The organism is Herpetosiphonaceae bacterium, from assembly GCA_036374795.1.
Classification (GTDB): domain Bacteria; phylum Chloroflexota; class Chloroflexia; order Chloroflexales; family Kallotenuaceae; genus LB3-1.
Window position 1 is genome coordinate 1 of the sequence record DASUTC010000197.1, and the last position, 12,462, is coordinate 12,462.

The window sequence follows — 12,462 nt, forward strand, 5'->3', positions numbered from 1 at the left end:
TCTCGCTGAGCCTGCTCTCCGGTCGGGCTTTTCCGCTGCGGGAAGAGCTGACGCTCTTGCGCGGCCTGGTGCAGCCACGCGACGGCCAGATGTACATGGACGTGGCTTGCTCGGCGGGGCTGTACGCGCGTGCCCTGGCCGTGCCGGGCGCGATCGTTGTGGGCGTCGATCATGCGTGGCCGATGCTGCACCAGGCGCGCAGCCTGTCGCGACAGCGCGGGCAGCGGATCTCGTATATTCGCGCATCCGCGCAATCGCTGCCGATTGGCGATGGCGTTGCGGCGGGCGTGGGCATGGGCGGCTCGCTCAACGAGATCGGCGATCAGCAGGCGGCGCTGCGCGAGATTCAGCGGGTGCTCCAGCCCGGAGGCCGTTTCTTCTGCATGAATCTGGTGGAGGCGCAGAGCCGCTGGGGGCGGATCGTGCAGCGCGTCTTAGTCCCTGGCGGTGTTGCGTTTCCACCGCTGCCAGCGCTGGACACATGGTTCGAGCGGGCAGGCCTGGGGCGGCTGGCACAGTGGCGCTGGCGTGTCGTGGCGATCACGCTGCTGGCAAGTCATGGAAACAAAGGAACAAACGAACAAGGGAACAAGGGGAAGAAGCGAGAACAAGCCACAGGGGAGCAAGCCGTTTAAGCCTTTGTTCATTCATCCTCCGGCCTGAGGGCGCGTAGTTGCGCTGATTTCGCTTACTCGCATATAATAGCCGCATCCAACCGCTTTGCTTCGTCCGATGCTCGCGATCAGACCCGGTATCGGTGATGGAGATAGCCAGCCGTGAAGACTCAGCCACTCGCCAGCGCCGACCGTCAATCACCCGACGAGATCGTTGCGGCGATTATTGCGGTACAATCCTACCTTAGCGCAGAAGGGCAGGCAGCGCCCGCCGATCAGGCGGCTGAGAGCGGCTGGCAGGCTGCCGCGAAGCTGTCGGTGCAGAGCTTGCAGCCCACGAAGCTAACCACGCCGCCGCGCTGGAACACGATCGAGCGACTACGCCGGGGCACGAGCGGCCTTTATGGGATCGTGGGCCTGTAGGCCGCTAGACGGCTCAGGTTCTCAATCCGTCCGTTGTTTCTTCTTGCATTGGTTGGGAGTCCAGCTTGTTTTCAACTGTCCTTATCGCCAATCGCGGTGAGATTGCATTACGGGTGATGCGCGCGTGTAAGGAGCTTGGCCTGCGGACCGTCGCGGTCTACTCCGAGGCCGACCGGGACGCGCTCCATGTGCGCTACGCCGACGATGCGTATCTGATCGGGCCGCCCCCGGCCACCGAGAGCTACCTCCAGATCGAGACGATCATCAGCGTCGCCAGGCGCGCGGGCGCAGGCGCGATTCATCCGGGCTACGGCTTTCTGGCCGAAAATGCCCACTTCGCGCGCGCCTGCCGCGAGGCCGGGCTGGTCTTTATCGGGCCGACGCCGGAGGCAATGGATCGCATGGGCGGCAAAGTGCCCGCGCGCAACGAGGCGATCGCGGCAGATGTGCCGATCGTGCCCGGCACGACGGAGCCGGTCGAAACGGCGCACGAGGTGCAGCGGCTCGGCGAGTCGTTTGGCTACCCGATCGCGATCAAAGCCAGCGCCGGAGGCGGAGGTCGTGGCCTCAAAGTGGTGACGCAGCCCGGCGAGGTGCAGGCGGCGTTCGAGAGCGCCAGGCGCGAGGCGGCGGCGTACTTCAAAAACGACGAGGTCTATGTCGAGAAATACATCACCGATCCGCGTCACATCGAGATCCAGATTCTCGGCGACACGCACGGCAACGTGCTCTATCTGGGCGAGCGCGATTGCTCGATCCAGCGACGGCACCAGAAGCTCGTCGAGGAAAGCCCGTCGCCCGCGATCACGCCCGACATTCGCGCCGCGATGGGCGCGGCAGCGGTGCGGCTGGCGCAGCGCGTGGGCTATACCGGCGCGGGCACGCTAGAGTTTCTCTTCGAGGATGGGCAGTTCTACTTTCTGGAGATGAACACGCGCATCCAGGTCGAGCATACCGTCACCGAGCAGGTGACGGGGATCGATCTGGTGAAGTGGCAGATCGCGGTGGCGCAGGGCGCGCGCCTGCCGTGGACCCAGGACGAGATCGAGCTGCGCGGCCATGCGATCGAGTGCCGGATCAACGCCGAAGATCCCGCCGATGGCTTCCGTCCATCGCTGGGGCTGATCAGCGAGTACCGCGAGCCGCACGGCTTCGGTGTGCGCGTGGATAGCGGCTACACCGAAGGTGTGGCGATCCCGCAGTTCTATGACTCGCTGGTTGCAAAGCTGGTGACGTGGGGCCAGGATCGCGCCGAGGCGATTGCCCGCATGCGCCGCGCGCTGGACGATTTCACGATCGGCGGCGTGCGCACGACGATCCCCTTCCACCGGCAGGTAATGCAGCACCCGGCCTTCGAGCGCGGCGCGGCGACGGTTCGCTTCATCGGGCAGCATATCGCCGAGGCCGATCTCAAGGCGCTGGCGCAGCCGCAAGGGCCGGTCATGGCCGACGATGGAGCGGCGACGGCCAGCAGCACGCGGACATTCGACGTGGAGGTCAACGGACGCCGCTTCCAGGTGCGCGTGGCGCAGCCCGATCTTCCAGCCGGAGCCTCCGGCAACGGCGCGTCCGCTGCGGCGCGTCCCCGCCGTGGAGCGCCAGCCAAGAAGCAAGCTCACGCCGCCGATCCGAACGCCGTGCTCAGCCCGATTCAAGGGACGGTCGTGGCCGTTCGCGCGCAGCCGGGCATGCAGGTCGAGGCTGGGCATGTTCTCTTTGTCGTCGAGGCGATGAAGATGGAAAACGAGATCACCGCGCCGCGCGCCGGGACGATCAAAGAGGTGCGCGTAGCGGAGCGCGCGGCGGTACAGGCCGGTGAGACGCTGGCGACGCTCGAATAACGGCGCGCGGCTGTGTACGTCCAGCCGTGCGCAGCACCCGCTGAGCGGCGATCGGACGGATCGCTGGTGCTCATCTTCGCGCTGGTCCCAGCCGCCGATACCCAACCAACCCAGGCACCCACACATGACGTACGACCGCAACCCACCACTGCGGAAGACGTATATTCACCACGTAGTGTTCACCAGGAGGCCACCATGAACACGTCCACGAGTTCGTTGTCGGAGATGATCAACAGCAGCATCGTCGTTCTCACCCGGCCCAGCGTTTCGACATTCGAGCAGTACGAACGGCGTGGCGGAATGCGCGACGCGCTGATCTATGTCGGCGTTGCCGCCGCGCTGGCCGGTATCGTCGGCTTCATCTTCAACCTCATTTTCACCGGCGTTGCGGCTGCTATCGGGGGGTTGATTGCAGGTCTGCTCACCACGCTCCTCGGATTTACCGTTTTTGCCTTCGTGCTGTACTTCGTCGGCAAGCAGCAGGGCGGCACCGGCTCGCAGGACGAGGTCTTCTACACCTGCGCGCTCTATACCGCGCCGCTGCTGGCAATCACCGGGATTGTATCGGCGATTCCCGGCCTCAACTGTCTGCTTCTGCCAGTGACCCTGGCGGCGTATGTGTACCAGCTTTACCTGGGCTATCTCGCGTCACGCTCCAGCATGAACCTCGGTCAAACCCCTGCGATCATCGCGGTTGTCGCCGCAATCTTGGCGCAGTGGGTCGTCGGCTTAATTATTGCTGCAATTGTGATCACGCCGTTCGTCATAAATGCTGCCACGAGCGGTGGTTAATCGGATGCTGATGGCAGGGAGATCGCAGATCTCCCCCTATCTTTAAGCACGAGGAGTTACGCGGTCGTCTGAGCGGCCCTGCGGTGGAGCGGTCCTGGATTGGTCAGGATATCTTCGCTGCTGCCGCAGGCCCAAAGCTCTGCAAGAACAGATGGCTGCATAGCTCATACAAGGAGGAGTAAAGATGTCGGGAACTGTGCGCGCTGGATTAGTGTTTGGTCTTGCCGCGGTCTTGGCGTTTCTTGGCGGTTTCCTGATTCCGATCCCATGTGTCAATATGATCCTCGGCTTCGGCTCCGTGATCGCGCTCGGCTGGGGTGCGGGCTACACCGGGGCCAAGACCACAGGCGCGGGACCGGGCCAGGGCACCGGGCGCGGGCTCACGGCAGGTGCAATTGCCGGAACTGTTGTGCTGATCGGGAGCGTCCTCGTATTCCTGCTGGTGCAATATATTCCTGGTTTTCAGGATGCGATCAGTCAGGGTTTGCAGCAGGCGGCCCAACAGAATCCTGAGGTCGGCGATGTTGACGTAGGCAGCTTTCTGGGCCTCGGCCTCGGCATCGCGGGGTTCATGTGCGGCATCATCAACTTTATCTTGATGCTGATCGGCGGCGCGATCGGCGGCATGATGTGGAAGGGCACCCCCACCACGGCGGACTATGTTCCCGCTGGCAGCTACCAGCCGAACCAGCCCTTCGGCAATCCGCCCAGCACGTCAGGCGATGAGGGCGGCGCGCGAATCTACGATTCGAACGATCCGAACCGCCAGCAGTAGCGGTGGTGGCCTTCGGGCGGCGGCGCAGGCGTAACGCCTACAGTGATCTGCGCTATAATGGAAGCGGCAATTGCGAACGAATCTCGCAAGCCGCTTCTTTTTTGCGCTTGCGGAAGAGAGCGCTCGTGCGCCGAGAGGCCGGGGACGAAAGCTCAACGTTCGATGAACTCGGAACTCGAAGCTTGAAACTCGGAACCGGAGGTAGCATCTTTCGGCGCTGTTCGCTGTGGATCTTGCCGTGGGGGAACGCGCTTAGAATCGCTCGTTGCAGATGCTGGGTTGAAAGGAGTTTCGTCGTGAATCGAACCTTTGCGGATCGCTACCGGGGCGGCGTGGGCATGCTGGCCTGGCTGCTGCATCGTTTGTCGGGGCTGGCGCTCAGTGCGTACCTGCTCCTGCACATTTACGATCTGCGGGCTGCCCAACGCAGCGCGCAAGCCTTCGACGAAGCGCTCGCTGTCTTCCAGACGCCCTTCTGGAAAGTGATGGATCTGCTGCTGGTAGCAGCGGTGCTCTTCCATGCGCTCAACGGTATCCGGCTGCTGGCCTTCGATGCGGGCTGGGGCCTGCGCAATCAGCGGCAGCTCTTCTGGATCGCGCTTGCCGTCACCCTTGGCGTGCTCTTCTTCTCGGCGGTCATGACGTTTTCTCACCTGCCCGCGACGGCAGCGGCTAGATAGGAAGCAGCTATGGCAATGCAAGATCGAGTCATCGGCAATGTAACTGCCCAGCCGCAGCGGGTGCGCCACGCGCCGCAGCGCGGCACGCTTCCGTGGGTGCTGCAACGGGTGACGGCGTACGGCCTGGTGCTGTTCCTGGCCGTGCATATGTGGTTCAACCACTTCGCCGACGTGACGACCGGTAATCGTCTGACGTTCGAGCTGGTCAATCGGCGCTTCGAGCTGTATCCCGTGCTGTACGCGATCAACGATATTGGTCTGCTGACCTTTACGATCTTTCATGGTCTGAACGGCGTGCGCAACGTGGTCTACGACTGGTCGACCAGCCCCGCGATTCGGCGGATGGCGACGATCCTGCTGCTGATCGTCGGCCTGGTGGCGCTCTTCGACGGCTCGCTGACGCTGCTGGCGATCATGGATCTGCCGATGACCCGTTAAAGATTGCGCGTGGCGCAGCATCGCTGCTATGCTGCCGCGTGCCACATCGCAGACTAGAAATCAGGTGAAACGCTGTGATTACCCATGATGTGATTATCGTCGGCAGCGGGCTGGCCGGGATGCGCTGTGCGGTTGAGATTCGGCGCAAGGCTCCCCAGGCCGACATCGCGATCGTCTCCAAGATCTACCCCACGCGCTCGCACTCCGGCGCGGCGCAGGGCGGCATCGCCGCGCCGCTCGGCAATGTGCGCTACGATGAAAACCAGATGCCCGTGCCGGACTCGGAGGAGAATCCGCAGGATAACTGGCAGATCCATATGTACGATACCGTCAAGGGCGCTGACTTTATCGGCGACCAGGACGCGATCGAGATTTTGTGCCGCGAGGCCGCGCCGACGATCTATGAGCTTGAGCATATGGGCGTGCCGTTCTCGCGCCTGCCGGATGGCCGGATCGCACAGCGGCCCTTCGGCGGTCACGCCAATCCCCGCGCCTGCTACGCCGCCGACCGCACGGGCCACGCGCTGCTGCACACGCTCTACGGCGAGCTGGTGCGCTACGACATCAAGGTCTATCCCGAATCGTATATGCTGGGGCTGGTCGTCGAGGATAACATCTGCCGTGGCATCACGGTGATGGATATTCGCACCGGGCAGATCGAGACGATCCAGGCCAAGGCGACGATGTTCGGCACCGGCGGCTACGGTCGCGCCTTCAAGATCACGTCGAACGCTTTTTCCTCCACGGGCGACGGCATTACCGCAGCCTACCGCGTCGGGCTGCCGCTCGAAGACATGGAGTTTGTGCAGTTCCACCCGACTGGCCTCTTTTCCCACGGCATCCTGCTGTCGGAGGGCGCGCGCGGCGAGGGCGGCTACCTGCTGAATGGCCTCGGCGAGCGCTTTATGACGCGCTACGCGCCCGGACGGATGGAGCTTGCGCCCCGCGATGTTGTCTCGCGCGCGATCTACGCTGAGATCGAGGCGGGTCGCGGCGCAGGGCCGAACGCCGACTATGTGCTGCTCGATCTGCGTCACCTGGGCAAGAAGAAGCTGGACGAGCGGCTGCCGCAGATCACCGAGCTGGCGCGCGATTACCTGGGTATCGATCCGGTGACGGAGCCGGTGCCGATCCAGCCGACCGCGCACTACTCGATGGGCGGCATTCCCACCGACGCCGATGGTCGCGTGGTGACGACGATCGACGGCCAGGATACGGTGATCGTGGGCTTCTTTGCGGCAGGCGAGTGCGCCTGCGCGTCGGTCCACGGCGCGAACCGGCTGGGCACTAACTCGCTGCTTGAGGCGACGGTCTTTGGTCGGCGCACGGGGCAGACGATCGCCAACTTCTTGCTCGGCGAGGCCAGGGACGGCAGGGGCCTCGCGCCGATGCCCGCGTATGCCTTGAAGCAGGCCGAGGATGAGGTCGCCGAGCTGCTGAGCCGTCGCGGCAGTGAGAACCACGCCGATATTCGCAAAGAGCTACAGGCGACGATGTTCGGCAACGCGGGTGTGTTCCGCCAGCCCGACAAGCTGACGCAGCAGCTTGGGATCATCAACGATCTGCGCGAGCGCTTCCAGCGCATCTCGCTCGACGACAGGGGCCGCAAGTACAACACCGAGCTGGTCGATGTGCTTGAGCTGTCGCATCTGCTTGAGTTTTCGGAGTGCATCGTCGCGGGAGCGCTGGCCCGTGAGGAGTCGCGGGGCGCTCATGCCCGCCGCGATTTCCCGAAGCGCGACGACGCCAAATGGATGAAGCATACGCTTGCGTTCCGTGGCGCGGATGGCCGCCCGCAGTTGACCTATAAGCCGGTGCGGTATGGCCCCGAAGGCCCGCGCTTCCAGCCGGAAGAACGGAAGTATTAGAACAAAGAGCAGAGCACAAAGCACACCAGGAAATGCACCGGTTCTCTGTTCTCGCTCAAGGAGCACTAGATGGAAGTTCGATTTCGCGTGCATCGCTTCGATCCTGAGGTGGACGTGACGCCGCGCTATCAGGTATACACGGTCGATGTCGAGGGCGACATGACGGTCCTCGATGCGCTGCATCAGATCAAGTGGTACCAGGATGGCACAGTCACGTTTCGGCGCTCGTGCCGCTCCGCGATCTGCGGCTCGTGCGGCATGCTGATCAACGGGCGCAATCGTCTGGCCTGCAATACTCGTGTCGGCGATCTGAACTCGCCCGAAGTCTCGGTTAGCCCGCTGCCGGGCTTTCCGGTGCTGCGCGATCTGGTAGTAGACTGGGACCCGTTCTTTGCCAAGGACGCGGCGATGATGCCGTATCTGATCAACGACACGCCAGCGCCACAGAAGGAGCGCCGCCAGTCGCCGGAGGAGTACGAGCAGATCGACAATGCGACGCTGTGTATCATGTGCGGCTGCTGCTCGTCGGCCTGTCCGATCGTCTGGAGCAACGGCGAGTACTACGGCCCGGCGGCGCTGACGCGGCTCTACCGCTTCGTCTTTGATACGCGCGATACCGCAACCCAGGAGCGGCTGGCGCTGGCAGGCTCCGAGGAAGGTGCCTGGCGCTGCCATACGATCTTCAACTGCACCACAGACTGTCCCAAGGGGGTGCTCAATACCCAGAATATCCAGGCGCTCAAGCGCAAAGTGATGCTCAAGAACCTGGGCTTTGGCGGCACGCGGATCGCGTTCGAGCTACCGCCGCCCAAGCCGAAGCCGCTGTCCGACGCGACCGCCGCCGCGCACGGCGATTATGGAGCCGGGCATCACCGGCACTAGTGCCGCTAGGCCGGGGACGATAGAACAAAGGAACAAGGGGGCAGGGGAACCAACAAAGATCAAAGGGAACTTGAAACTTTGAACGTTGAACTTGAAACTTCCTGACCCCCGACTCCTGATCCCTGGATTGAACTTGGAACACCGCAGCGAGGCGGTGAATGTTCGGGCACAATTGGTTTGACGAACCGACTCGCTTGTGTTATCATATGCGCCGTCGCCAACATAGCTCAGCTGGTAGAGCAGCTGTTTCGTAAACAGCAGGTCGTGGGTTCGAGTCCCACTGTTGGCTCCAGTAACCTCTCGGTTCACTTCTGAATCGAGAGGTTTTTGTTTTGGATGCCGCGCCATGACAACCTGTATCCGAATCATGCTATGCAGCTAAGCCTTCAATCCGAGAAGCTGGGGTATAATGCCGCTATGAGACGCCTCACCCTGCTCCTGCGCTGCGTGTTTCTGGCGGCTCTTTGCCTGCTTCCGGCCTGTGCAGCTACAACCGCGCAGCGGCAGCCGGTGGCTTCGCCGGACCCTGCGGTGCAGCAGCCGACGTCTGTTGTCCGCCTGACGCTCTGGCATAGCTGGTCGGGGGCAAAGCTCGACGCGCTCAACAATCTTGCCCGCAGCTACGAGCAGGCCCATCCCGATGTGCGCATCAGCCTCCAAGCGCAGCCCGCCACAGATATTATCCGCGCCTACAGCCTGAGCGTCGCCGATGGATCAGCGCCGCAGATCGTGCTGCTCATGGGGCGGTATGTGGGCGAGCTGGCGGAGCGCCAGTATATCGCGCCGCTCGACGATGCGCTGAGCGCCGACGCGCTGGGCGACCTCCTGCCCCAGGCGCTCGACGGCACGCGCTTCGACGACCAACTGTATGGCCTGCCGATCAGCTTTGATACGCTGGCGCTGTTCTACGATCGGCGTCAGACCGACGCGCCGCCCACGACGTTCGAGCAGGTGCTTGATCTCAATGCGTCGCGGCGCGACCAACCGGCGGAGCAGCGACCGCTGAGCCTGGGCTACTACCTCTCACTGGAAACAACCTTGCCGTATCTCAATGTGTTCGGCGGCGCGCTGCTCGACGATCAGCGCCAGCCGGCCTTTGCCTCGCAGAGCAGGGAGGCCACGCTGCGCTGGCTGGAGTGGCTGAAGAGCTTGCAGGCGAACGAGCAGGTGATCGCGTCGCCGGACTTCAGCGCCGTCGATGCGGTGATGCAGCAGGGCCGTGTCCTGAGCGCGATCGACTGGCTGCGCCGCCGCTCGAACTACGCGCAGGTCTGGGGCGCGGACAGTGTGGGGATCGCGCCGCTGCCGGGCCTTACGCCTGAGGCGGCTCCCAAAGCGCTGGTGCTGTCGGAGGCGCTGTGCATCAACACGGTGATCTCGGCGGAGCAGCGGGCAGCCGCACAAGATTTTCTACGCTACATGGTCGAGCGCTCATCGCAGGAGATCCTCTGGAGCCGTGGTCAGGTCTTGCCGGTTCATCGGCAGGTGGCCGTCGATGATGCGATGCAGCCAGTCATGGCTGCCGCTGGCGAGGCCCAGCCCTTGATGAGCGACATAACCGCCGCGAACCTCTGGCGACCGCTTAACGATATGCTGCGGAGCGTGATGTCAAACGCGGCGACGCCCGGCGAAGCGATCGCTACGGCGGGCGCGGCGCTCCAAAAACCAACCCCCTAGTTCGGACTTCGAGCGTCCTATGCCCCGCGTGGCAGGTGGGGATCATACGACAGGACCGCAGACGCCTGTAGGATAGTTGTTGGCCCCCAAGGGCTTATAGTACAATCCTGTTCAGCAAGAACCGCTGCAATTGCCTGGTTCCTTCAGTAACAGGATGTACGTGGTCGGGCTGCCACATGCTAGATGCAGGAGTCTGTGGCAGCAAGGATTCAGAAGTGTGTCGGTCTGTGCGTTCAGCGTGGACCGACACACAAAAAATCTGCGCTACCGCTCTGCCGAAGGCCCGGTAAAGCCACCGCGTAACTGCTGTCAATCTGCCTTTCCCCAATGCGAGTACACCGGCCAGGAGCCGATACGGAGGAGTACATGGCTACACGAACCGATGAGATGGTCCGGCATCTCAAAGCGCTACAGATGAATACACCTGATATTGAAGCCTCGGCGGTCGTGAGCGTCGACGGTCTGATTATGGCATCGGCCTTGCCGGCGGATGTGGAGGAAGATCGCGTATCGGCGATGAGCGCGGCGATGCTATCGCTGGGCGAGCGAATCTCAGGCGAGTTGGGTCGCGGTACACTCGATCAGGTCTTCGTGCGTGGTGAAGAAGGCTATGTGATCTTGATGGCGATCGGGCAGGATGCCGTGTTGACGGCGCTGGCGCATAGCCGCGCGAAGCTGGGCATGGTCTTTCTGGATATGAAGCGTACGGCGCAGGAGCTCTCGCGCTTCGTCTGAGATACCAGCGCGCCGTCGGGCCGGGGGTGTAGGGTGTTTCCCACATATTCCCCTGTCTTTCCCGACATGGTTCGTCGATCGTGCGCGAGCAAGAGCAAACGCTAACAGATAGGGCACCCCAGCTTGGGGTGCCCTATGGTCGTTTCCTTGCCGTCAGCCTGGACGGTGTGGAGGATGGGAGGATTACCTCAGCTCATAGGTGATCTGGACCTGCGCGTTGATCGTCTGCTCGCCAGACTGGATCGGGACCGCTGCGGCATCGGCAGCCATCGCGGAGCGCTCCGCCATTGGGTAGACCGGCGGCGGTGTCGCGCCGATGTTCTCGGTGATGCTAAGCACCTGTCCAAGGTTGGCGCTGGTCGCCTGCGCCATCGCCTCGGCCCGCGCCCGCGCATCTTTGATCGCGGCGTCGCGCGCCTGCTGCTCGACGGCGCTCGGCTGATCGATGGTGAACGCGATGCCCATCACGCTATTCGCCCCGGCATCTACAACCTTGTCGAGCAGCTCGCCGGTCTGGCTGATGTTGCGAATGGTGACGGTGACGGTGTTGCTGACCTGATAGCCCAGCACATCGCGGCCTTTGTCGTCGTAGCGGGGATAGATGCTGATGTTGCTGGTCTGGATGTCTTTTTCGGCGACGCCCAGCTCTTTGAGCTTGTCGATCAGCGCCTGCATTTTGCCGTTATTGTCGGTGAGTGCCTGGCGGGCGGTTTCGGCCTCGGTTTGAACGCCAAGCTGGACGCTGGCTTTGTCGGGAGTGGCCTTGGCCTCGCCCTTGCCAACGACGGTGATCTGCCGTACCGGGGAAGTGCTGGTAGCCGCCACGATCGATTGGGGGCGGCTCCACACCGCGACGAGTGCGCCAATCACAACGGCGAGCATCGCAAGCGCAAACGCGGCGACAAGTGTCGATAAGCGCATATTCATGATTCCTCCATTAATCTGTTCGTGTGGGTGTTATTCCTTAGACGTCACGATCTGACAGAAAGTTCCTGCTGGTCTTCATCTTGCTACCCCGCGCGATAGCTCTATAGCTGGAGTCCAATCCTGTCGGCTGCGGTTGTGCGAGGAGCGAGCGGTGTTTTGAATGGAGGCTGGTATGTGCTTAACTCGCGGTGGCTGCGAGAATGTATTTGATAATCATGGCGATCCGCGCAATATCACCATGGAGGCGCTCCAGAATGCGGCCAATTCCGCCAGCATCACGGTGCCCGAAGCGCTGGCGAATATCCAGAGAAGCGTCAGCCAGGCGCTGCGCGGGATGACCGATTGGACAGGTGATCAGCAGGCAGGCGCGTCGCTTGTCCTCGATAATTATGCCGAAAAATACGCGGAAGGGCCGCAGCTTAGCTCGGCACCGCCGCCACCCTCGCCGAATGAAAAAAGTCCGGGCAGCTAAACAGGCAGATGCTCGCCGCTCGCGCGCCACGGGCCAGGAGCATGGCGACTCGCCTGGTGAATCCCTACTCATGCAGGAGCTTACAGGCTGCGCTGAGCGGCAATCGAGCGGTGCCGCGAACCGACGATCGCGCCTCGTTTGCCTTTCCGTTCACCATAACCTATAATTATGTCGTAGCAGAGCGCAAAGAAGAGCAGCACGCTGGTGCGCGCTGTTGTCCTTTGCGCTTTGCAGCGTTAGAAATAGACGTCTTGTGATAGTGGCGTGATGGTGTGGAGACACATTCCATCAGCGTCAGGTATCATCTTGATAATTGGGCAGAGGAGCGAAAGTGCGTT

Annotated in this window: 13 protein-coding genes and 1 tRNA gene; 13 read left to right on the forward strand and 1 reads right to left on the reverse strand. The window is 62.6% G+C overall.

Features of this window, described 5'->3' with window-relative positions; translation table 11 throughout:
• The 12 genes from VFZ66_14535 to VFZ66_14590 form a co-directional block, all read left to right on the forward strand.
• The coding region (locus VFZ66_14535; protein ID HEX6290404.1) for a class I SAM-dependent methyltransferase at positions 1-635 on the forward strand (635 nt) is incomplete at its 5' end.
• Positions 636-776: 141 nt separating this feature from the next.
• On the forward strand, positions 777-1,037 hold the full coding sequence (locus VFZ66_14540; protein ID HEX6290405.1) for a hypothetical protein: 261 nt from the start codon (positions 777-779) through the stop codon (positions 1,035-1,037).
• A 65-nt stretch (positions 1,038-1,102) separates the two neighbouring features.
• The gene (gene accC / locus VFZ66_14545; protein HEX6290406.1) at positions 1,103-2,878 is read left to right on the forward strand and encodes an acetyl-CoA carboxylase biotin carboxylase subunit; all 1,776 of its coding nucleotides are present in this window, start codon (positions 1,103-1,105) and stop codon (positions 2,876-2,878) included.
• A gap of 195 nt (positions 2,879-3,073) precedes the next feature.
• Entirely contained in the window at positions 3,074-3,670 is a 597-nt protein-coding gene (locus VFZ66_14550) for a Yip1 family protein (GenBank protein ID HEX6290407.1), read from the forward strand.
• Between the two features lie 184 nt (positions 3,671-3,854).
• Positions 3,855-4,445: a hypothetical protein gene (locus VFZ66_14555; protein ID HEX6290408.1), complete on the forward strand. Its 591-nt coding sequence runs from the start codon at positions 3,855-3,857 to the stop codon at positions 4,443-4,445.
• Between the two features lie 296 nt (positions 4,446-4,741).
• Positions 4,742-5,125: a succinate dehydrogenase, cytochrome b556 subunit gene (gene sdhC / locus VFZ66_14560; protein ID HEX6290409.1), complete on the forward strand. Its 384-nt coding sequence runs from the start codon at positions 4,742-4,744 to the stop codon at positions 5,123-5,125.
• A 9-nt stretch (positions 5,126-5,134) separates the two neighbouring features.
• On the forward strand, positions 5,135-5,563 hold the full coding sequence (locus VFZ66_14565; GenBank protein HEX6290410.1) for a hypothetical protein: 429 nt from the start codon (positions 5,135-5,137) through the stop codon (positions 5,561-5,563).
• A 74-nt stretch (positions 5,564-5,637) separates the two neighbouring features.
• A complete protein-coding gene (gene sdhA, locus VFZ66_14570) occupies positions 5,638-7,431 on the forward strand; it encodes a succinate dehydrogenase flavoprotein subunit (GenBank protein HEX6290411.1) in 1,794 nt (597 codons plus the stop codon).
• A 69-nt stretch (positions 7,432-7,500) separates the two neighbouring features.
• On the forward strand, positions 7,501-8,313 hold the full coding sequence (locus VFZ66_14575) for a succinate dehydrogenase iron-sulfur subunit (GenBank protein HEX6290412.1): 813 nt from the start codon (positions 7,501-7,503) through the stop codon (positions 8,311-8,313).
• Between the two features lie 216 nt (positions 8,314-8,529).
• A tRNA-Thr gene (locus VFZ66_14580) sits at positions 8,530-8,605 on the forward strand.
• 125 nt (positions 8,606-8,730) lie between these two features.
• Positions 8,731-9,990, forward strand: coding sequence for an extracellular solute-binding protein (locus tag VFZ66_14585; GenBank protein ID HEX6290413.1), 1,260 nt, complete (start codon positions 8,731-8,733; stop codon positions 9,988-9,990).
• 366 nt (positions 9,991-10,356) lie between these two features.
• Positions 10,357-10,725: a roadblock/LC7 domain-containing protein gene (locus tag VFZ66_14590; protein ID HEX6290414.1), complete on the forward strand. Its 369-nt coding sequence runs from the start codon at positions 10,357-10,359 to the stop codon at positions 10,723-10,725.
• A 183-nt stretch (positions 10,726-10,908) separates the two neighbouring features.
• On the opposite strand, the gene VFZ66_14595 is transcribed toward VFZ66_14590, so the two are convergent.
• The gene (locus VFZ66_14595; protein ID HEX6290415.1) at positions 10,909-11,652 is read right to left on the reverse strand and encodes an SIMPL domain-containing protein; all 744 of its coding nucleotides are present in this window, start codon (positions 11,650-11,652) and stop codon (positions 10,909-10,911) included.
• A gap of 172 nt (positions 11,653-11,824) precedes the next feature.
• On the opposite strand from VFZ66_14595, the gene VFZ66_14600 reads away from it, so the two are divergent.
• Positions 11,825-12,124: a hypothetical protein gene (locus VFZ66_14600; protein ID HEX6290416.1), complete on the forward strand. Its 300-nt coding sequence runs from the start codon at positions 11,825-11,827 to the stop codon at positions 12,122-12,124.
• Positions 12,125-12,462 lie beyond the last annotated feature (338 nt).

Coding starts and splice junctions, on each gene's coding strand:
- VFZ66_14550 (HEX6290407.1), top strand. CDS start 3,074: ATGAACACGTCCACGAGTTCGTTGTCGGAGATGATCAACAGCAGCATC.
- VFZ66_14555 (HEX6290408.1), top strand. CDS start 3,855: ATGTCGGGAACTGTGCGCGCTGGATTAGTGTTTGGTCTTGCCGCGGTC.
- VFZ66_14565 (HEX6290410.1), top strand. CDS start 5,135: ATGGCAATGCAAGATCGAGTCATCGGCAATGTAACTGCCCAGCCGCAG.
- VFZ66_14575 (HEX6290412.1), top strand. CDS start 7,501: ATGGAAGTTCGATTTCGCGTGCATCGCTTCGATCCTGAGGTGGACGTG.
- VFZ66_14585 (HEX6290413.1), top strand. CDS start 8,731: ATGAGACGCCTCACCCTGCTCCTGCGCTGCGTGTTTCTGGCGGCTCTT.
- VFZ66_14590 (HEX6290414.1), top strand. CDS start 10,357: ATGGCTACACGAACCGATGAGATGGTCCGGCATCTCAAAGCGCTACAG.
- VFZ66_14595 (HEX6290415.1), bottom strand. CDS start 11,652: ATGAATATGCGCTTATCGACACTTGTCGCCGCGTTTGCGCTTGCGATG.
- VFZ66_14600 (HEX6290416.1), top strand. CDS start 11,825: ATGTGCTTAACTCGCGGTGGCTGCGAGAATGTATTTGATAATCATGGC.